Here is a 19141-nt window from a genome sequence, read left to right on the forward strand (position 1 = left end):
AATCCTCTCAGGCGCCTGTCAAAACAATGGAGACACAGCATGAAAAACATTCTTCGCGTACTCGGTGGCTCACTCGGCGCGATAGCGCTGGCAGCGAGCGCCGTCTCGGCCAGCGCCGCCGATAAAGTCATTCTAGGCGTCGCTATTCCCACCGCGACGCACGGGTTCACCGGTGGCATCGTGTGGTGGGCCAACGAGGCCAAAAAGGAACTGGAGCAAGCGCATCCGGACCTGAAGGTCATCATCAAGACCGCGGGTGGCGCACCGGAACAGGCGAACCAGTTGCAGGACCTGGTGACGGTGAACAAGATCAATGCGCTGGTGATTTTCCCGTTCGAATCGGCGTCGCTGACGCAACCGGTGGCGCAGGTCAAGAAGAAGGGCGTGTACGTGACCGTGGTGGATCGCGGGCTGACCGATACCAGCGCGCAGGACGCCTACGTAGCCGGCGACAACACCGCGTTCGGCAAGCTTCCGGCTGAATACCTGGCGAAGACCATGGACGGCAAGGGCGACATTGTCGCGTTGCGCGGCATTCCGACCACGCTCGATAACGAACGCTGGGCCGCGTTTGAATCGGTGATCAAGCAGCATCCCGACATGAAGATCCTCGACGCCAAATACGCCAACTGGAATCGCGATGACGCCTTCAAGGTCATGCAGGATTACCTGACGCGCTTCAAGCATATCGATGCAGTCTGGGCGGCCGATGACGACATGATGATCGGCGTGCTGAAGGCGATCGACCAGGCTAAGCGTACGGATATCAAGCAGGTGTTTGGCGGCGCGGGATCGAAGGAAGCGGTCAAGCGGATCATGGACGGCGACAAGCTGGTCCAGGCGGATGTGTCGTACTCGCCCAAGTTCATTTATGACGCGATCAAGCTCACCGCCGAAGCGCGTCTGAAGGGTGAGAAGCTGCCGCCGACGACCATCATTCCTTCGGTGCTGATCACGAAGGAGAACGCCAAGCAGTTCTACTATCCGAACTCGCCGTTCTGATTGACTGACGGCATGAAGGCAGCCACGTTAGCGGATCGATGCACATGAAAACCATCAAAGGCCCCGCCATTTTCCTGGCGCAGTTTCTAGGCGATACGTTGCCCTTCGACAACCTCGCGCATCTTGCGGGCTGGGCAAAGGGCCTGGGTTATGAAGGTATCCAGGTGCCGTGCGATCCGCGGCTGATCGATCTCGAGCAGGCGGCAAAAAGCGACGCGTATTGCGATGATCTGCTTCGCATAGTGGACGACGCGGGCGTGAGCATCACGGAGTTATCGACGCATTTGCAGGGGCAGCTTGTAGCGGTTCATCCGGCCTACGACACGCTCTTCGATGGCTTCGCCGCAGCGCATGTTCGCGGCGATCCGAAGGCTCGCACCGCGTGGGCGATCGAGCAGGTCGGCTTCGCGGCGGCGGCATCGAAGCGCTTGGGATTGAGCGCGCACGTGACGTTCTCGGGGGCGCTGGCGTGGCCTTATTTGTATCCGTGGCCGCAGCGTCCGCAGGGTCTTGTTGCGGCCGCGTTCGAAGAATTGGCGCGGCGCTGGCGGCCGTTGCTGGATGCCTTCGATCAAGCCGGCGTGGACGTTTGCTATGAGTTGCATCCGGGCGAGGATTTGCACGACGGCGTGACGTTCGAGCGTTTTCTTGCCGCTGTGGACGCCCATCCGCGAGCGAACATTCTCTTTGATCCGAGTCATTTCTTGCTGCAGCAACTGGACTACCTTCAGTTCATCGATATTTATCACGAACGCATCAAGGCCTTCCATGTGAAGGACGCGGAATTTCGTCCTGATGGCCGGCAGGGCGTGTACGGCGGTTATTCGGGTTGGGTGGATCGCGCGGGGCGCTTCCGTTCGCTGGGCGACGGGCAAATCGACTTCGGGGCGATCTTTTCGAAGATGGCGCAGTACGATTTTCCCGGCTGGGCCGTGCTTGAATGGGAGTGCGCGTTGAAACATCCGGAAGACGGCGCAAGGGAAGGGGCGGAATATATCCGCAAGCACATCATTCACGTAGCGGACCGCGCGTTCGATGACTTTGCCGGAAGTGGCGCGAACGGTGAGCAAATACGGGGGCTGCTGGGGTTAGGGCCGCAAGTTTGAGGCCTTGAAGCACCGAACGCCCGTCCGCCCGCCAGGCCCAGCCTAATTTGTATTAGCCAAGACCCGGACCGATCAGAATAAAGCTCGTTACTTCGGTCATGCTACGTGGTTGACGACCGGGACGCAGGCGTCCGGCGATCCGAATCAAGGCGCGATCGTCAAGGTGAGCGGTGACTGCCCTCGCGTACTGTTCCTGGTCGAGTACAACGCGGGCCTTGATGATCTCGCCCTCACGAAGAAGCAGCGCCATGACTACCTCACCGGCGCGATTTCCTTCAATGTCGAATTCACCGTTCAGATGCTCGACTGTGCCAATGAATACGTCGTCGCGGTCGCGCTCGACCGCGCGCAGTTCCTGGCGTACCTCGTCAATGCGCGCGAAGTAATGGCTTCGAATGCTGATGCTTTCATTGACCGTAGGGTCGCGCGGTAAGGCTACGGTCGTTGCCCAACGAAACGACATGTCGATGTTGTTGCGTACGTCGTCATGGTGAAGACGCGTCAGCGCTTCGCAAAGATTCGACGAGACGATAGGCGACGCCGCCGCTCTTTGCGACTCCACGAAGCGGCTCAGCGCGTCCTCTTCGATGGCCTTGACGAGTTGCCGCACGCCGTTTCTGGCGGTAAGCATGGTCATGCGGACAAACGAATCGTTTGCGTACGCGAGGTCGGGCACGGAAGGCGTCTGCATGGCGTCAACAGGACACGACACGCGAACCACGAAACTGCCTCGCTCGGTATGTCCGAGGCGTGCATGACCGACAAGCTGAGTAGCTTCAGCCCTGTGCAGACGCGGGTGATGTGTCTGGGGACGCAAGACGGTACACGCGGACGCAAGCAGGATCTGCTCCGCTCCCTGCAGCATTGAAGCGGCGAACGACAAGGGCAGGCCGTCATCAACAGAGCCGCTGCTCGTCACGCGATAGTAAATGGAGTCGTCACGCGAGATGGCGGCGAGCTGGATCAGGTCCGCCAGCTTCATACCCTGCAGGTCCGCGAGTTTGGACAACGCAAGTTCACATGCCTCGGCGTAGTCTGGCGCGTCCTGATCCATGGGAATGACGATCTGGCGACGCGGCATGTCAGCGTGATGCATGACGTAAAGACGGTCCACAATGCCATCGGGCAGCGACTGCCATCCCAGCGATTTCACGAAATCGCGTAGTGCCGACGGTGACAGATCTTTAATTGCCATGAGTGACTCGATGAGCGGGAGCTTTATAGGCAGGAATTTCGCGACGCGAGATGCTCGCCATGAGTTGCATGAGCCCGGCGCCGTCGAACACCTGATGCTTCGGGATCTTTACCGTGACGCCGGCAAGGTTGTCCGTTGGCGGCGCGCCTCGCAGACTGACCCAGTACGCGCATTTTCGAAGCACGAGTTGCTCGTGTGAGTGTGTTAGCCAGTCTTCCGCTTTCGGCGGCAGGAACAACACGGCGAGTATTCGCGGCGATGCGTGCGTTTCGCGGCGTAGATCGTCGTATTGCTGCGTGCCGGACAGGAAATAGGAGAGCGAGTCACCGTCGTCGAATGGCGGCTTGATGCTGGCTTTCAGCTGGACCTTGATGTCGACTTCGGTCAGGCTTCCGCCATTCGGAAATGGCTCCCAACCGGTCAGCATGGCATCGATCCCGGCGTTGTCGTCGTGCCGGTTGCTCGTCTTGCAGTTGACGCCCGCGTGCGATGCAATAGCGTGGAGGTAAGCGTAGCTCAACTCCGATTCCCGATTTAATACTGTAAGTGCTGTTGCCATGGTCTTCCTGCCGTTGCGTTATCCATCGACAGGAAAGCATAGGGGAAAACACCGTTATTCGACTTGTGGAAAAATTCGCTGCGACAAAATTTGACGACTTGCCAAAGGCAAAAGAAAACGCCGACGCGAAGGCGTCGGCGTTGAACTAGCGCAAAGACCAGCGGCTTCTCAGCGGCTTAGCGCCTTAAGACCAGTCGGCGTGGAAGCTGCCCTTCTTGTCGACCCGTTCGAACGTATGCGCGCCGAAGAAATCGCGCTGTGCTTGCACGAGATTCGCCGGCAATGTCTCCGACCGGTAGCTATCGTAATAGGCCACTGCGGACGAGAACGCCGGCACCGGCACGCCCGCCTTCACCGCCGCGACAACCACATCACGCAACGCACCCTGATACTTCGTCGCGATGTCGCTGAAATACGGATCGAGCAGCAAGTTGTGCAAGTCCGCGTTGGTCTTGTAGGCGTCCGTGATCTTCTGCAAGAAGCCCGCACGGATAATGCAGCCCGCCCGGAAGATCTTCGCGATCTGACCGTATTGCAAGTCCCACTTGTACTCTTCCGACGCCGCACGCAACTGCGCAAACCCCTGCGCGTAAGAAACGATCTTGCTCAGGAACAACGCGCGCCGCACGGCTTCCACGAAGGCATCGCGATCGCCATCGAACTTCGGCGTGGGTCCCGTCAACTGCTTGCTCGCCTCAACCCGCTGATCCTTCAGCGAAGACAGCACGCGCGCAAACACAGCTTCCGTGATCAGCGGCAACGGCGCACCGAGGTCGAGCGCATTCTGGCTCGTCCACTTGCCCGTGCCCTTTTGCGCCGCGCGGTCGAGAATCACATCGACCAGGTCCTTGCCCGTCTCTTCATCCTTCTTCGAGAAGATCTTCGAGGTGATCTCGATCAGGTAACTGTCCAGTTCACCCTTGTTCCACTCGACATACACCTTACCCAGTTCTTCGTTCGACAAGCCCGCCACGCGCTTGAGCACGTCGTAGCTTTCGGCGATCAACTGCATGTCGCCGTATTCGATCCCGTTATGCACCATCTTCACGTAATGTCCCGCGCCGTCCGGGCCCATGTACGCCACGCACGGTTCACCATCCGGCGCCTTGGCGGCAATCTCGGTCAGGATCGGAGCCACCAGGTCGTACGCTTCCTTTTGCCCGCCCGGCATGATCGACGGGCCTTTCAATGCGCCTTCCTCACCGCCCGACACACCCGTGCCAATGAAATGCAGCCCCGACTTGGCGAGGTCGGTGTTGCGGCGGATGGTGTCGGTGAAATGCGTGTTGCCGCCGTCGATCAGGATGTCGCCCTTGTCGAGCAGAGGACGAAGCGAGTCGATGGTGGCGTCGGTGCCCTGGCCAGCCTTGACCATCAGCAGGATGCGGCGAGGTTTCTCGAGCGACTCGACAAACTCTTCCAGCGTGTACGCGGGCACGAGCTTCTTGTCGGGATGCTCGGCTATCAGCTCGTCGGTTTTTTCGCGGCTGCGGTTGTACACCGACACCGCGTGGCCGCGGCTCTCGATGTTCAACGCCAGATTGCGTCCCATGACGGCGAGGCCGACAACGCCGATTGCTTGCTTGCTCATGTTTCTCTCCGAATGACCGAAGCGCGGGCGGCTCGTGGCGACACACGCGACGGATGCGATTTGTCAATTGGGGCGGTGTCCGCGGCGGCGTTCCGGACTGGCTCTCGCGCCATGAAACAGTGGCAAAAGCGGCACGGACACTACGTATTCCCGTCAGCCTGGCAGGCGGAAACACGCAAACGCCGCGCAGAACGCGCAGACGGAGCGAGATTACCACTTTGACACGGCGCTGGCAGACATCGCACGCGCTTGCACGGCCGGAGAGCGGCCGGAGAGCGCGTTGGCGGCGCCCGGGCAGCCTGCCTGACACCAGTCTAGAATGAGCATCCGCGGCAGGTTTCAGGCGCGGCGCGACTCGACTCGCTGGAACCAGGCGTGGCAGGGCAACGAGGGCAACGGCAGCGCAACGACAGGGCAACTGCAGGACAACGGCATGGCGCTTCGGAAAAAGACGCAACCAAAGGCTCAACCAAAGGCGCGGCCAAGGAGTCACCACTACCACGTCTACGTGATCGAACTGGCCGACATGGTCTGGAACGAAGCGCGTTTCCGGCGCGCAAATCCGGATTACGTGCTCGGCAAGCCCTTTGTCTACGTAGGCATGACGGGCATCGATCCCGATGTCCGTTTCGACAAGCACAAGGCCGGCATCCAGTCCAACCGGTATGCGCGGGAATTCGGGCTGCGATTGTTGCCGCAGCTCTACGAACTGTATAACCCGATGCCGTACGAAGGCGCGCGGGAGATGGAAGTGGAATTGGCAATCGGCTTGCGGGAAGCCGGGTATGGCGTCTGGCAAGCGTAGAAAGGCCGGTAATTAAGGCGGCGCCGCCGCACCTGCGGCCGGCGTTGTGATCAGACTAAATGCAAGGAGCAGGACATGCGGATTCTGGTGGTGGGCGCGGGCGCGATTGGCGGCTATTTTGGCGGGCGGCTGCTCGAAGCCGGCCGCGACGTGACATTCCTCGTACGCGAGCGGCGGGCCGCGCAACTCGCGCAGACGGGCCTCAACGTGCGCAGCCCGAACGGCGACCTGTCGATACCCAATCCGCCCATCGTGCTGGCGAAAGACGTTCGGGAGCCGTTCGACCTGATCCTGCTCAGCTGCAAGGCTTACGATCTCGACGGCGCCATCGAGTCGATAAAAACCTCGGTCGGCCCGAACACCGCCATCCTGCCGATGCTCAACGGCATGCATCACCTCGATGTGCTCGAAGCGCAATTCGGCGCCGAGCGCGTGCTCGGCGGCCAGTGCATCGCGGCCGTGACGCTCGACGCCGACGGCACTGTCGTTCACTTGAACAAGCTGCATTCCATGGCGTTCGGCGAGCGCGCGGGCGGAATATCGGCGCGTATCGAGGCTATCTCCGCGCAGTTGACCGGCGCGCAGTTCGACGCGTTCGCCAGTCCCGAGATCATCCAGTCGATGTGGGAAAAGTGGGTGTTTCTCGCGACGCTCGCGGCGGGCACCTGCCTGATGCGCGCGCCGGTCGGCGACATCATCGCGGCGCCGGGTGGCCAGAAGCTGCTGCTCGATCTCTTCGATGAAGCTCGCGCTATCGCATCCGCGAACGGCTTTACGCCCGGGGAGGCAGTGGTCGCGCGTGCGCGGGGCATGTTCACGGAGGCCGGCTCCACGATCACCGCCTCGATGCTGCGCGATCTGGAGAACGGTGCGCGCATCGAAGCGGACCACATCGTGGGCGATTTGATTGCACGCGCCAATCAGGTCAAAGCGGCGCACGGAGGCTCGATCAGCACACCGGTTTTCTCGACCGCCTACACGCATTTGAAAGCTTACGAATCCCGCCGCGAACGTGGTGACGTCAAGGCTTCGTAAGCCGGATCGCGGCGATGGGAGCGGGGCGGATGCCGGCAGTTGCAGCGGCATCGCGCCTTGCTGCCCGAAAAAATCCGCTTCGCGCTTTAAACAGCCATTTCGGACTTTGAAGCAACCGCTATAAAGCGCTACGCTTTGCGCTTCTCGAAAGTAACGCTCGCCGAACCATGCACGATCATGCCTTGCAAGAGCGGCTCGCCCCGCCGACTGTCGCGGAAATCTTTATCGGCTTCCTGACGCTCGGGCTGACCGCGTTCGGCGGCGCGCTGCCGCTCGCACGGCGTGAAATAGTCGAGCGGCGCAAGTGGCTCACCCCCGACGAATTCGTCGATCTGCTGGGCCTTTGCCAGTTTTTGCCGGGCGGGAACGTGATCAACCTATCGGTTGCGCTCGGCATGAAATTTCGCGGCGTGGCGGGCGCGCTGGCTGGCCTGCTTGGGTTGATCGTCGGGCCCTCGCTGATCGTGATCGGACTCGGCGTGCTGTATCAACGCACGCATCAAGACCCGCACATCCGCCATTTGTTCGCGGGACTCGCCGCGGCGGCCGCGGGCTTGCTGGTGTCGATGGCGATCAAGGTGGCGTGGCCGTTGCGGCACAAACTCTCCATGGCGGCGGTCGCGGTCCTGGCGTTCATCGCGATCGCGTTGCTGCGCTTGCCGTTGTTGCCGGTGATGCTCGTGCTCACACCGGTTTCGATCTTCGTCGCGTCGAGGGTGAATCGCGAAGTGAAGCCGGAAGTGAAGCCGCAGGTTAAGCGCGGGGAGAGCCAATGAATCACGATCTCGCTTCCCTTGCGGCCATTTTCAGCCAGCTTTCACTGCTCGCCTTCGGCGGCGGCAATACCATCCTGCCCGAGATGCAGCGGCAGGTAGTGGATATCCATCAGTGGATGTCGAAGGCGGATTTTTCTGCGCTGTTCGCGCTTGCACAGGCTGCGCCCGGACCGAACATGATGATCGTGACGCTGATCGGCTGGCATGTGGCCGGCTGGCCGGGCGTGCTGGTGACATCGATTGCAAAATTCGGCCCGTCGTCAATCGTGACGGTCGCGGCCATGCACGCCTGGGAACGCTTCAAGCACCATCCGTGGCGGCGCTACGTTCAACTCGGCCTCGTACCCATGACAGCCGGCCTCGTCGCGGCGAGCGCGTCGTTGATTGCCGAAGCGTCGGATACTCGCTGGGTGCTCACGGCCATCACGGCAGTCATTGCGTTCCTGTCGTTCAGGACGAAGCTGCATCCGCTGTGGTTGCTGGCTGCGGGCGCCCTGATCGGGCTGACCGGCTTCGGGCAGTTCTAGGCTTGGGTCGAATTTAAGGGCGAAGGGCAGGGCCCGTTGCGGGCATCGGCCTTGCGAATAGGGACGTGCTGGTCAGCCGGTATCAACGAGTTCGGCGATGTCATGAACATCCGGCGACCGGCCGTATTTGCTTGTCACGTGTTTCGTTTCGAGGAGGAAGTACTGATGGCGATGACCACTGAATTCGCACTCACTGCGCCATCGCGCGCTGAGATCGACGCGCTGAGTGGGCCGGCGGTGATCGAGTTCGGCACCTCCTGGTGCGGCCATTGCCGCGCTGCCCAGCCGCTGATTGCGGGTGCTTTCGAGGAGCACGCCGGCGTCCGGCATTTGAAGATCGAGGACGGCAGCGGCCGCCCGCTCGGCCGCTCGTTCAGGGTCAAACTCTGGCCAACGCTGATCTTCCTCGACAACGGGATCGAGGTCGCGCGGGTCGTGCGCCCGAAAAGCACATCGGAAATTCGCGATGCATTCGCGCTGATCGACCATCCGGTTTCGCCATGATGAGGGTTTTTACTGATCATTGCCGGCGCAGCTTACGGGAATATCATCGCTTCGAAGGGTGATGGCGAAGGTCATGGCGGCCAATGCGCAAACCGGGCGCGGGAGTTGCGCAGCTCGTCTTGCAGAGCGCTGCGGCAATGCTTGAACGCCGTGCGTCACCCTGACCAGCAGGAGGTTCACCATGCCGCGTTTCGCCGCCAACCTCAGCATGATGTACAACGAACATGCGTTCCTCGAGCGTTTCAGCGCGGCGGCGCGTGATGGTTTCAAGGCGGTGGAGTTCCTGTTTCCCTACGACTTTCCGCCGGCGGAGATCAAGGCCCAGCTCGCGGACAATGGCCTGAAGCAAGTGCTGTTCAATGCGCCACCGGGTGACTGGACCGGCGGTGAACGCGGCCTCGCGTCGCTGCCGGGACGCGAGGAGGAGTTCAGGCGCGGCATGGAGATTGCCCTCGACTATGCCGCGGCGCTCGGCAACGATCGCGTCCATGTCATGGCGGGGCTGATCGGACCGAAGCACGGAACGAATCGCGAGGCGCACGACTCGCGCGAACAGCATCGCGATGTCTATATCAAGAACCTGACGCTGGCCGCGAGCATGGCGCACTCGGCTCGGGTCACCATCGTGATCGAGCCAATCAATACGCGTGACATGCCCGGCTATTTCCTGACCCGGCAGGATGAAGCGCAGGCGATCTGCGAAAAGATCGGCTTGCCGAACCTGCAAGTCCAGTTCGACTGCTATCACTGCCAGATCGTGGAAGGCGACCTGGCCGTCAAGCTTCGCCGCGACATGAAACGGCGCAACGCGGGTATCGGCCATATCCAGGTAGCAGGCATACCCTACCGCAACGAGCCGGATACGGGCGAAGTCAACTATCCGTACCTGTTCGATCTCATCGATTCACTCGGCTATGGCGGGTGGATCGGCTGCGAGTATCGGCCGCGCGCAGGCACCTCCGACGGCTTGGGCTGGCTCACGCCGTATCGTCATGCGGACCGCGCATCATGAGCCTGCCCAAAAGGCGCGAAAGGCCCGATGCTGGCCTGATGCGCGACGTCCGGGCCGGCAGTTCGCTTTGACCACGGCGAAGGAAGCGCTCGAACCGCCCGCACGACGCTGAAACTTTCTCTGCGGCGTGAGAGTCCACGGAAAAAACCGGGTTCGCTTGCGTCTCGTGCCACCTGGTTTTTTTGTCACCCACGGCGACCATCGCGGTTCGCGACAGGCGCTGCATTCAGGAGAGTTCACATGCAGATCACCGGAGAAATGTTGATCGGTGCGACGGCGGTGCGCGGAAAGGACGCCACGCTGCATGCCTTCGATCCGGCGCGCGGCGTCGACTTGCAGCCGGTTTTTGGTGGTGGCGGAGCGTTGGAAGTCGCTCGCGCGGCCGACCTTGCCGAGCAGGCATTCGATACCTACCGCCTCGCGCCGCTCGAAACGCGTGCGCAGTTCCTGGAAGCGATTGCGGACAACATTGCCGGACTTGGCGATACGCTGATCGAACGCGCACAGGCCGAATCCGCGCTGCCGAAAGCGCGGCTCGAAGGCGAGCGCGCTCGCACGATCGGTCAATTGAAATTGTTCGCGTCGCTCGTGCGCGAGGGCCGCTGGCTGTCAGCCACGATCGATTCGGCTAAGCCGGAACGCAAGCCGTTGCCGCGTCCCGACCTGCGTTTGCAGAAGATTCCCGTCGGACCCGTTGCCGTGTTCGGCGCGAGTAATTTTCCATTGGCGTTTTCGGTGGCCGGCGGTGACACTGCCGCCGCGCTCGCCGCGGGTTGCCCCGTGATCGTGAAGTCGCATCCGGCGCATCTGGGCACGTCCGAACTGGCCGGGCGCGCGATCCAGAAGGCAGTGGCGGATTCAGGATTGCCCGAAGGTGTGTTCTCGCTCGTAGTGGGCTCGGGCAACGCGATAGGTGAAGCGCTGGTCGCGCATCCGGCCATCAAGTCGGTCGGGTTCACGGGCTCGCGGCGCGGAGGCCTGGCGTTGATCGAGATCGCATCCAGGCGCCGCGAGCCGATTCCCGTCTTCGCCGAGATGAGCAGCATCAATCCGTTCTTTGTGCTGCCGGGCGCATTGGCGGCGCGGGCTGAATCGCTGGCGACCGGTTTTGTCGATTCAGTGACGCTCGGGGTCGGCCAGTTTTGTACCAGCCCGGGTCTCGTGCTGGCGCTGGAAGGCCCTCATTTGCAGGCGTTTATTGATTACGCAGTGAGCGCTGTCGAAAAGAAGGGCGCCCAGACCATGCTGACGGCAGGCATCGCGGCCGCGTATCAGGAAGGCGTTGCGCGGCGCGATGAGTCGGGCGTGGAGCGCGTTGCGACCGGCGCCGAATCCGATGCGTCGTGTCCGGCGCTGCCCGCGCTTTATACCGTGAGCGCCGAGAAATTTCTCGCCACGCCGCAGCTCGAGGATGAGATATTCGGACCCACGTCGCTGATCGTGATTTGCCGCGGCGAGGACGAGATGCTGGACCTGGCACGCCGGATTGAAGGCCAGTTGACGGCGACGCTGCAAATGGAAACCGACGACGTGCCGCTCGCGCGTCGCCTGCTGCCGATCCTCGAACGCAAGGCCGGGCGCATTCTGGCGAACGGCTTTCCGACCGGCGTTGAAGTATCGTATGCCATGGTGCATGGCGGGCCGTATCCGGCTACATCCGATAGCCGCGCGACCTCGGTCGGCGCGATGGCGATCGAACGCTTCCTGCGGCCTGTGTGCTACCAGGACCTGCCCTCGGCTTTGCTGCCGCTTGCACTTCAGGATGACAACCCGCTAAGCCTGTGGCGTCTGCGCGATGGCGAACTCGGACCCAACTGAACCCGTTGAACACACGACTCAAGCGACTCAAACGACTCAAACCAAGGAGATGAAAACAGATGGAGCGCCGTTATCCCGATCCCGCCGTCCGAATACTCGATCCGCGCTTTAACGCACTGCGTGTCGCGATGGCATCGGTCGAATGTTTGTATCAGGGGGCACGCTGGTCCGAGGGCCCGGTCTGGTTCGGTGACAGCCGCACGCTCGTATGGAGCGATATTCCGAACAACCGCATGCTGCGCTGGGACGAAGAAACAGGCGAGGTCCGCACGTTCCGCAAGCCATCGAACAACGCCAACGGCAACACCCGCGACCGCGAAGGACGGCTGGTCACGTGTGAGCATCTCACGCGCCGCGTAACACGTACGGAGTACGACGGTTCGATCACCGTGCTAGCTGATCGATACAACGGCAAGCCGCTCAATTCACCGAACGACGTGATCGTGAAATCCGATGGCTCAATCTGGTTCAGCGACCCGAGCTTCGGCATAGACGGCTTTTATGAAGGCGAGCGCAAGGACCCGGAGCTCAAACCGGCGGTGTATCGCGTGGATGGCAAGAGCGGCGAGATCTCCATGATGACCGACACGCTGATCGGCCCGAACGGACTCGCATTTTCACCTGATGAGTCGGTGATTTATATCGTCGATTCCCGTGCGTCGCCGCGCAAGATCCTCGCCTTCGATCTCTCGAGCGACGGCCTGAAGCTTGCGAATCAACGCGAGTTGATCGATGCCGGGCAGGGCACGCCCGACGGTTTTCGCGTAGATGTGCACGGCAACCTGTGGTGCGGCTGGGGCATGGGCAGCGACGAACTGGACGGCGTCAGGATCTTCACGCCGCAAGGTGAAGCGATTGGACATATCGCGCTGCCCGAGCGCTGCGCCAACGTGTGTTTTGGAGGCCGTTATCGCAACCGCTTGTTCATGGCGGCGAGTCACGGCCTCTACTCGGTTTACGTCAACACACAGGGAGTGAGCGGCGGCTGAAACATCACGCCGGCGTCACTGCGGCGCGCGCTTTTCCATCAGCTTTTCCGGCTGCGCAGGCACGACGAAACCGAACCGGGCGTACAGCGTGTGAGCGCTTGAAGTCGTCAGCATCATCTTGCGCAAGCCCTGCAAATCCGGATGCGCCAGCACGCACTCCACCAGCCATGTGCCCAGGCCGTCGCGTTGACGGCCGGGAAGCACGAACACATCGGCGAGATACGCGAAGCTCACCGTGTCCGTGATCGCGCGCGCATAACCAATCTGCGCGTCGCGATGGAACAGGCCGAACGCCAGGGAATGCGCGGCAGCGCGCTCGACCTTCTCGCGCGAGATGCCGGGTGACCAGTAGGCCACCTCGCTCAGGTACCGATGCACGACGTCGAAGTCGAATGACCTGATGTCCGTGGTGACGCGATAATCGTCCCTCGACCATTCGCGAACCATTCAACGCACCTTGTAGATACGGCCGGTTTCGAGGCCCTCCACGCTACGGCTGTAGGCGAGCGCAACGCGCGCACCGGACGCCGCTTCGAAGCCGCGGAAATACGGGCCGAACGCTTCGCGGGCTTCTTCCAGCATGGTCGCGTTCACGACGTTGATGCGCAGGCCTCGCGGCAGTTCGATCGCGGCTCCTCGCACGAAACCTTCAATGGCGCCATTGACAGCCGCGGCGCTTGCGCCATATTTGATGGGTTCATCGCCCACGATTCCGCTGGTCAGCGTGAACGAGCCGCCATCGTTCACGTACTGTTGCGCGACCAGCACGAGGTTGACCTGACCCATGAGTTTGTCGTCGAGGCCAATGCGGAATTGCTCGGGGGTCATCTGCGAGAGTTCACCGAAGTGAACGTGCCCGGCGGTAGCAACGATGGCGTCGACCTGGCCGATCGATTTGAACAGCGCATGAATGCTGTCGATCTTTGTCAGATCGACGCGATGCGCCCCTCGCGTGGCGCCGATCTCGAAGACTTCGTGACGCGGCTGGAATTCGGAGAACACGGCGCGGCCGACTGTGCCGGTTGCACCGATGACGGCAATTTTCATGAGAGTCTCATCGAAGAAGAAACGGGCTCTCATTGTGCGATTTACAGGCCGCTTGAACAAGCGTTCCGGCCGGTCTTTCTCAGGTGGGCTTCAATTTCAACCTGAACTTCAACGGCTCTTGTGCGATGCGTCCGGCAAGAGTAAGAAGATCGACGCCGCCAGCTTGAACACAAGTACAACGCCGGTGATGAGCGCCGCAACAGGGAAGGCACGCCATTCCGCACCGAGCATGGGACCTACCAGCACGGCCGCGGCGAGGCCGAGCACAACGGTAATCCACCGCGCCCACTGCAGGCGAAACGCCACGCAAACATACAAGCCGCCAATCAACGCACGCGATGCAATCAGTGCGGCAATGGGCTCGCCCGGACCGGTCATCAGCGCCAACCCCATCTCGGCCCATGACAATGCGTACGCCAGCCCGAGGCACACCAGTGCAGTGGGAAACGCTTGCTCGCGCCACGGTGCGTGCACGCCTTGCGTCTGCTGTAACGCTTCGTTCGATAACGTATTGGTTGTGTTCATGCCGTCCCCCGCCGCGTGGTTTTTCGATGCATCGTGCTGCATTCGTCTGATTCGCGGGAGTGGTATGCATGGGTCGTGCCAGATCACGGACAAGCTGGGAACATCGCTTGCTTTTAGTTTCGTAGCGCCACGCAGCGGCGCGTGCAGCGGCGATTTGCCTGACGAAAGCCCGCTTTGCTGCCGGCGTTTTTATCGCGACTACGGCGCGAAACAAGGCACAAAGCAGCTTGGTGACGCCACGACATTGCAACGATGCTGCATCCGACGGCAGGCTTTACACAGTCCACCGCGCAGCCCGCCGCGCAGCCCACCAACGAGGAGTCAGCCATGACCACGACGAAACCGAAGGAACAGCACCCGCATTCGCATCGAGAGGAAGAGGACGTCGACCGCGCCGTGGACGCTAGCTTTCCCGCCAGCGATCCGCCCGCGACGGGCGGTGTGACACGGATTGAATCCGACGATGAGAAAGGCAAATCCGAAAAGAAATGATCGGACCGAAAGACAAGTAAAAACCGAGAGCCGCTTTGAATCGCGGCTTTCGGTCCTGTTAGTTCGGTCCCGTCAGTGACCGGCGCTACGTTATTTCTCGCGCCGCTGGATCTCGCTGGATCTCGATCAGGCGCGAGGGTCTGAAATGATTGAAGGCGAAATGCCTGCGGCCTCGCAAGCTGTAGTCATGGGGATCGCGTTCGACAAATTCATACTGGCGTTCCAGCTCTTCAACGTCGGGCGCGATCATGCCTTTATCCACGACACTGAAGCCTTCCTCTAACGCGAGCGCCAGCCCGTTGCGAGCCGGACGGCTGTCGAAACCGCCCAGACCGTCGCCCTGTTCATAACGCGAATTGACCAGCGAAGCATTCACACCTAAAAACGCGTTGGGATTGTTCTCAAGCATCGTTTCGTCGCGCGATGCATCGCGATTTTTTCCGTCAGCGTCGACGGTATCGTCCAGCGTGTCGTCGTTGAGAACATCCATTGCCTGATGCGTGGCGTTGGTCTTGCCAAGCGGCCCGGCATGTTCCAAAGATGAATCTGGCGTGCTGCTATCCGCTTGCCCGAGCCCGGCTTCGCGTCCCTGCGCTGCGGCTGCCACGTCACGCGGCCTGGCTGTGGCGGTTTCGGTTTCAGGCTTCTTCAGCGGGCTGTCCGCCGCGCGCTGCACTTGCTTGTCCTGCGATTCATTGTCCTTTGCATTGTTCATGATTCGCTCCGCCTGGTTCAAGTCAACAAGCAGACATCACGCAAGAAACATTCCGGACTTCGGGGTCCCGTGAACGCCGGGTCAACTCCGCGCTGGAATAAACGACGGGATAAAACATCAGTAAATGTTCTAAGCCAATTTGACTTTTTTCGACCCAACGGGAATTTTCTCAAGAGTATGATTTGTTGTTCGCCAGGCCTGCGTGCGCCACCGGACGGCCTCGAGCCGCTTGCCGGATTCGCGCGTTTCGAGCGAGCGGGAGACGACCATCGCGAATCAAGCGGGGCACTTAAAATCAGGGTGACTCATGCAATATGACGCGGCATTTTCACATCGCGGCTATTTACTCAATTGTGCACCGGCACGTCAGGGCGACGGCTGTTTCCAACCCTACGTCGTCATCTCGCGATCGAGCGACGGTGAACTGGTAGCCAATCGTTTTTTCCCGGCCGACCTGCGCTTTGGCAACGCCGACGAAGCCATCGCGCATGCCCGCGACTGGGCTGTCCGGTGGATCGATGCCAGCCACGTGAAGGCCGACCCCAAGTCCTGAGCGCACCTATCCGGTTTCGCGCACAGGCGGCGGTCTCGCAGAAAAACGGTTAATCTCGGGGCATCGTTTCGATCGTGCCGTTCAACGCGGCGTTATCCGCCCAAGCTCCCGACATGCCCAAGACCGTCTCCGTAGAACATCAGCTTCCCTCTCAAGAATGGGGCCTCGACAAGATCGTGGCCGACTTGCGGGCGTCGCGCGAACAACTGCATCGCACCCGCCATCCGCTTGGAATTCGTGAACTGCCGTCGCGCGAAGCGATCGTGAAGATCGTCAATGGGCTGCGCTCAGCGCTCTTTCCCACTCATTACGGCGCTGCCGACCTGACAGCCGAGAGCGTGGATTATTACGTCGGCCACACGCTCGAGAGCACCTTGCGCCTGCTCTCCGAACAGATCCGCCGCGCGTTGCGTTTCCTGCCGGAGAACCACGACCTGAGCGATGCCGAACTCGGCATGCACGCGTTCGGGCTCGCGCGTGAATTCGGCTCGCAGTTGCCGGCCATCCGGGCGCTGTTGGTCAGCGACATCCAGGCCGCGTTCGCAGGCGACCCTGCCGCGCAGCACATTACGGAGATCCTGCTCTGCTATCCCGGCATCTGGGCCATGACGCATCATCGTCTGGCGCATGCCTTGCATAAGCTCGGCGTGCCCTTGCTCGCGCGCTTCATCAACGAGATTGCACACTCGGCGACAGGGATCGACATCCATCCGGGCGCGACCATCGGGCCCAGCTTTTTCATCGATCACGGGACGGGCGTGGTGATCGGCGAGACCGCGGTGATCGGCCAGCACGTGCGGGTGTATCAGGCAGTGACGCTGGGCGCGAAGAGTTTTCCGGCGGGCAACGACGGCGTGCTGGTGAAGGGCAACGCGCGCCATCCGGTAGTGGAAGACGAGGTGGTGATCTATGCCGGCGCGACCATTCTCGGACGCGTGACCATTGGGCGCGGTTCGGTGATCGGCGGCAACGTGTGGCTCACGCATAGCGTGCCGCCGGGCAGCAATGTCTCGCAAGGCAAGATTCGCGAAGGCGGCGCAGGCGACGCGCCGGACGACAGCCGCGGCGCTTAAACCCCAGAGTCTTTTTAGTTGTTCGACACGCTGAACGCGCTCGAATGTCCGACGATGGACAAGAATTCGCGGCGAGTGGACGGGTCGTCGCGGAACGTGCCCAGCATCCGCGATGTCACCATCGACGCACCGGCTTTATGCACGCCCCGCGTGGACATGCATTGATGATTGGCTTCCAGGATCACGCCAACACCTAGCGGTTGCAGGACTTCTTCCAGCGTGTCGGCGATCTGCGCCGTCATCTTTTCCTGGATTTGCAGACGCTTGGCGAAAGCATCGACCAGACGCGCCAGCTTCGAAATGCCCACCACTCGCTCACGCGGCAGGTACGCCACGTGCGCGCGGCCGATGATCGGCACCATGTGATGTTCGCAGTAACTTTCGAAGCGGATGTCCTTGAGCACGATCATTTCGTCGTAGCCCTGCACTTCGGAAAAGGTGCGGGCCAGGATCTCGCGCGGATCCTGCGCGTAACCCGCAAAGAACTCTTCGTAAGAGCGGATGACGCGCGATGGGGTATCGACGAGTCCCTCGCGCGCCGGGTCGTCCCCGGCCCAGCGGATCAGAACGCGAACCGCGGCTTCAGCTTCTTCGCGGCTCGGACGATCAGGGTGATCAGTTTGATCGTGGATGTCCGAAGACGCGTTGGGGGAGGTGCGCGTGGCGCTCATCGAGGGCTCCAGATGCTTGTAGCAAAGTCATTAAGCCCTCATTGTTCCACGTTTTGCGAGTTGGAAGACCCCGGTGGGATGTCGGGTTTATCGGCTCTTGCCGCCTCCATCGATTCCCGAGCCGGTTCGCCACACCTTTTTTCCTTCCTCCGACAGCTCGCCCGAGCTGTGATGCTTGTCCGGTTCCGTGCCTTCCTTCGCCAGATGACCGCCGGGCTGTTCCTGCGCGGGCTGCTTTTCGCCCTTGCGTTGTGCCCGGCGTTCTTCTTGCGATCGGCCTGCATAGTGGGTGTCTGTCTGCTTGTCCGTCATGTCGCCCTCCTTGAATGAGTGACATGGAAAGCGGCGCAAGAGCCGTTCCATCCACGATGGCTACCCCATCGCTGCGATTACAAATTGCTCATGCCGCCGTCGATCACCAGTTCGCTGCCGATCGTGAAGCTCGATTCATCGGAGGCGAGGAACACGATGGCCTTCGCGATCTCGACCGGCTCGCCAAAGCGGCCAACTGGAATCTGGCTGCGGATGCTTTCCGCTACGCTGTCGAGTTGTTCCTTTTCCATCCCGAGCTTGCCGTAGATAGGGGTGGCGACCGGTCCCGGGCTCACCACATTTACGCGGATTCCACGCGATATCAACTCGCCCGACATGGTCCGCGCCAGCGAAATCAGCCCCGCTTTGGTGGCGGCATAAACGCTTGAATTGGGCATGCCGATACGCGCGTTGATCGAGCCATTGAAGACGATCGACGCCGTCTTCGCGAACACGGGGAGCAGCGCCTGGATCAGGAAATAGGGCCCTTTGAGATTGACCGCGAAGGACCGGTCGAAGTCGGCTTCGGTCCATTGGTCGACAGGGCGCAAGCCCACCACGCCCGCATTGACGAACAGCACGTCGAGCTGGCCGAAGGTTTCGGCGACTTGAGCGGCGAGCCGCTTTTGATCGTCCACATTGCCCGCGTCGCTGCGCACCACGATCACGTCCGGGCCGAGTTCTGCTTGTGCCGCTGCGATGGTCGCGGGGTTCGTGCCTGTCACGATGACACGCGCGCCTTCCGCCACGAACTGTTTGGCCGTTTCCAGGCCGATGCCGCTAGTGCCGCCAGTGATCAGCGTACGTTTTCCGTTGAGTCGGGTCATGATGGTT

General features: G+C 61.3%; 23 protein-coding genes. 13 read left to right on the plus strand and 10 right to left on the minus strand.

Going from position 1 to position 19141, the window contains the following annotated elements:
- The first annotated feature begins 39 nt into the window (after positions 1–39).
- Positions 40–1002: a substrate-binding domain-containing protein gene (locus ACSOSP_RS37205; RefSeq protein ID WP_455314017.1), complete on the plus strand. Its 963-nt coding sequence runs from the start codon at positions 40–42 to the stop codon at positions 1000–1002.
- A 44-nt stretch (positions 1003–1046) separates the two neighbouring features.
- Complete coding sequence (locus ACSOSP_RS37210) at positions 1047–2108, plus strand: sugar phosphate isomerase/epimerase family protein (RefSeq protein ID WP_455314019.1); 1062 nt, start codon at positions 1047–1049, stop codon at positions 2106–2108.
- A gap of 52 nt (positions 2109–2160) precedes the next feature.
- Here the strand turns inward: ACSOSP_RS37210 and ACSOSP_RS37215 are convergent, their stop codons facing one another.
- The 3 genes from ACSOSP_RS37215 to gndA all read right to left on the minus strand — a co-directional run bounded on the left by ACSOSP_RS37215 (position 2161) and on the right by gndA (position 5453).
- Positions 2161–3303, minus strand: a complete 1143-nt coding sequence (locus ACSOSP_RS37215) for a hypothetical protein (protein WP_455314021.1) — start codon at positions 3301–3303, stop codon at positions 2161–2163.
- Positions 3293–3862 (minus strand): DUF4365 domain-containing protein, encoded by a 570-nt coding sequence (locus ACSOSP_RS37220; protein ID WP_455314022.1) that lies wholly within the window; start codon positions 3860–3862, stop codon positions 3293–3295. Before ACSOSP_RS37220 ends, ACSOSP_RS37215 begins: the two co-directional genes overlap by 11 nt.
- A gap of 184 nt (positions 3863–4046) precedes the next feature.
- Positions 4047–5453 carry an NADP-dependent phosphogluconate dehydrogenase gene (gene gndA / locus ACSOSP_RS37225; RefSeq protein ID WP_455314023.1) on the minus strand — a complete coding sequence of 469 codons (1407 nt, stop codon included), beginning with the start codon at positions 5451–5453 and terminating at the stop codon, positions 4047–4049.
- Positions 5454–5979: 526 nt separating this feature from the next.
- Here gndA and ACSOSP_RS37230 point away from each other — a divergent pair.
- The 8 genes from ACSOSP_RS37230 to ACSOSP_RS37265 all read left to right on the plus strand — a co-directional run bounded on the left by ACSOSP_RS37230 (position 5980) and on the right by ACSOSP_RS37265 (position 12919).
- Positions 5980–6258, plus strand: coding sequence for a hypothetical protein (locus tag ACSOSP_RS37230; protein WP_455315354.1), 279 nt, complete (start codon positions 5980–5982; stop codon positions 6256–6258).
- Between the two features lie 75 nt (positions 6259–6333).
- Positions 6334–7293 (plus strand): 2-dehydropantoate 2-reductase, encoded by a 960-nt coding sequence (gene panE, locus ACSOSP_RS37235; RefSeq protein ID WP_455314024.1) that lies wholly within the window; start codon positions 6334–6336, stop codon positions 7291–7293.
- 167 nt (positions 7294–7460) lie between these two features.
- On the plus strand, positions 7461–8069 hold the full coding sequence (locus tag ACSOSP_RS37240; protein WP_455314025.1) for a chromate transporter: 609 nt from the start codon (positions 7461–7463) through the stop codon (positions 8067–8069).
- A complete protein-coding gene (locus tag ACSOSP_RS37245) occupies positions 8066–8596 on the plus strand; it encodes a chromate transporter (protein ID WP_455314026.1) in 531 nt (176 codons plus the stop codon). Before ACSOSP_RS37240 ends, ACSOSP_RS37245 begins: the two co-directional genes overlap by 4 nt.
- Before the next feature lie 165 nt (positions 8597–8761).
- Entirely contained in the window at positions 8762–9100 is a 339-nt protein-coding gene (locus ACSOSP_RS37250) for a thioredoxin family protein (protein ID WP_455315355.1), read from the plus strand.
- A 181-nt stretch (positions 9101–9281) separates the two neighbouring features.
- Positions 9282–10112, plus strand: a complete 831-nt coding sequence (gene otnI / locus ACSOSP_RS37255; protein ID WP_455314028.1) for a 2-oxo-tetronate isomerase — start codon at positions 9282–9284, stop codon at positions 10110–10112.
- Between the two features lie 240 nt (positions 10113–10352).
- Positions 10353–11930 carry an aldehyde dehydrogenase (NADP(+)) gene (locus tag ACSOSP_RS37260; protein ID WP_455314029.1) on the plus strand — a complete coding sequence of 526 codons (1578 nt, stop codon included), beginning with the start codon at positions 10353–10355 and terminating at the stop codon, positions 11928–11930.
- A gap of 59 nt (positions 11931–11989) precedes the next feature.
- Complete coding sequence (locus ACSOSP_RS37265; protein ID WP_455314030.1) at positions 11990–12919, plus strand: SMP-30/gluconolactonase/LRE family protein; 930 nt, start codon at positions 11990–11992, stop codon at positions 12917–12919.
- A 15-nt stretch (positions 12920–12934) separates the two neighbouring features.
- On the opposite strand, the gene ACSOSP_RS37270 is transcribed toward ACSOSP_RS37265, so the two are convergent.
- The 3 genes from ACSOSP_RS37270 to ACSOSP_RS37280 form a co-directional block, all read right to left on the minus strand.
- Positions 12935–13366 carry a GNAT family N-acetyltransferase gene (locus ACSOSP_RS37270; RefSeq protein ID WP_455314031.1) on the minus strand — a complete coding sequence of 144 codons (432 nt, stop codon included), beginning with the start codon at positions 13364–13366 and terminating at the stop codon, positions 12935–12937.
- Positions 13367–13966 (minus strand): short chain dehydrogenase, encoded by a 600-nt coding sequence (locus ACSOSP_RS37275; RefSeq protein ID WP_455314032.1) that lies wholly within the window; start codon positions 13964–13966, stop codon positions 13367–13369.
- A 108-nt stretch (positions 13967–14074) separates the two neighbouring features.
- Positions 14075–14491 (minus strand): hypothetical protein, encoded by a 417-nt coding sequence (locus ACSOSP_RS37280; RefSeq protein ID WP_455314033.1) that lies wholly within the window; start codon positions 14489–14491, stop codon positions 14075–14077.
- Between the two features lie 327 nt (positions 14492–14818).
- Between ACSOSP_RS37280 and ACSOSP_RS37285 the strand changes: the two genes are divergently transcribed.
- Entirely contained in the window at positions 14819–14983 is a 165-nt protein-coding gene (locus tag ACSOSP_RS37285; RefSeq protein WP_455314034.1) for a hypothetical protein, read from the plus strand.
- Positions 14984–15068: 85 nt separating this feature from the next.
- Here the strand turns inward: ACSOSP_RS37285 and ACSOSP_RS37290 are convergent, their stop codons facing one another.
- On the minus strand, positions 15069–15698 hold the full coding sequence (locus tag ACSOSP_RS37290; RefSeq protein ID WP_455314035.1) for a DUF3005 domain-containing protein: 630 nt from the start codon (positions 15696–15698) through the stop codon (positions 15069–15071).
- 307 nt (positions 15699–16005) lie between these two features.
- On the opposite strand from ACSOSP_RS37290, the gene ACSOSP_RS37295 reads away from it, so the two are divergent.
- Positions 16006–16251, plus strand: a complete 246-nt coding sequence (locus ACSOSP_RS37295) for a hypothetical protein (RefSeq protein WP_455314036.1) — start codon at positions 16006–16008, stop codon at positions 16249–16251.
- A gap of 113 nt (positions 16252–16364) precedes the next feature.
- Positions 16365–17324, plus strand: coding sequence for a serine O-acetyltransferase EpsC (epsC, locus tag ACSOSP_RS37300; RefSeq protein WP_455314037.1), 960 nt, complete (start codon positions 16365–16367; stop codon positions 17322–17324).
- 14 nt (positions 17325–17338) lie between these two features.
- Here the strand turns inward: epsC and folE are convergent, their stop codons facing one another.
- The 3 genes from folE to ACSOSP_RS37315 all read right to left on the minus strand — a co-directional run bounded on the left by folE (position 17339) and on the right by ACSOSP_RS37315 (position 19134).
- Entirely contained in the window at positions 17339–17995 is a 657-nt protein-coding gene (gene folE, locus ACSOSP_RS37305; protein ID WP_455314038.1) for a GTP cyclohydrolase I FolE, read from the minus strand.
- Positions 17996–18082: 87 nt separating this feature from the next.
- Complete coding sequence (locus ACSOSP_RS37310) at positions 18083–18307, minus strand: hypothetical protein (RefSeq protein ID WP_455314039.1); 225 nt, start codon at positions 18305–18307, stop codon at positions 18083–18085.
- Between the two features lie 77 nt (positions 18308–18384).
- Positions 18385–19134, minus strand: coding sequence for an SDR family oxidoreductase (locus ACSOSP_RS37315; RefSeq protein ID WP_455314040.1), 750 nt, complete (start codon positions 19132–19134; stop codon positions 18385–18387).
- Positions 19135–19141: the final 7 nt, after the last annotated feature.

Source organism: Caballeronia sp. KNU42, assembly GCF_053760385.1.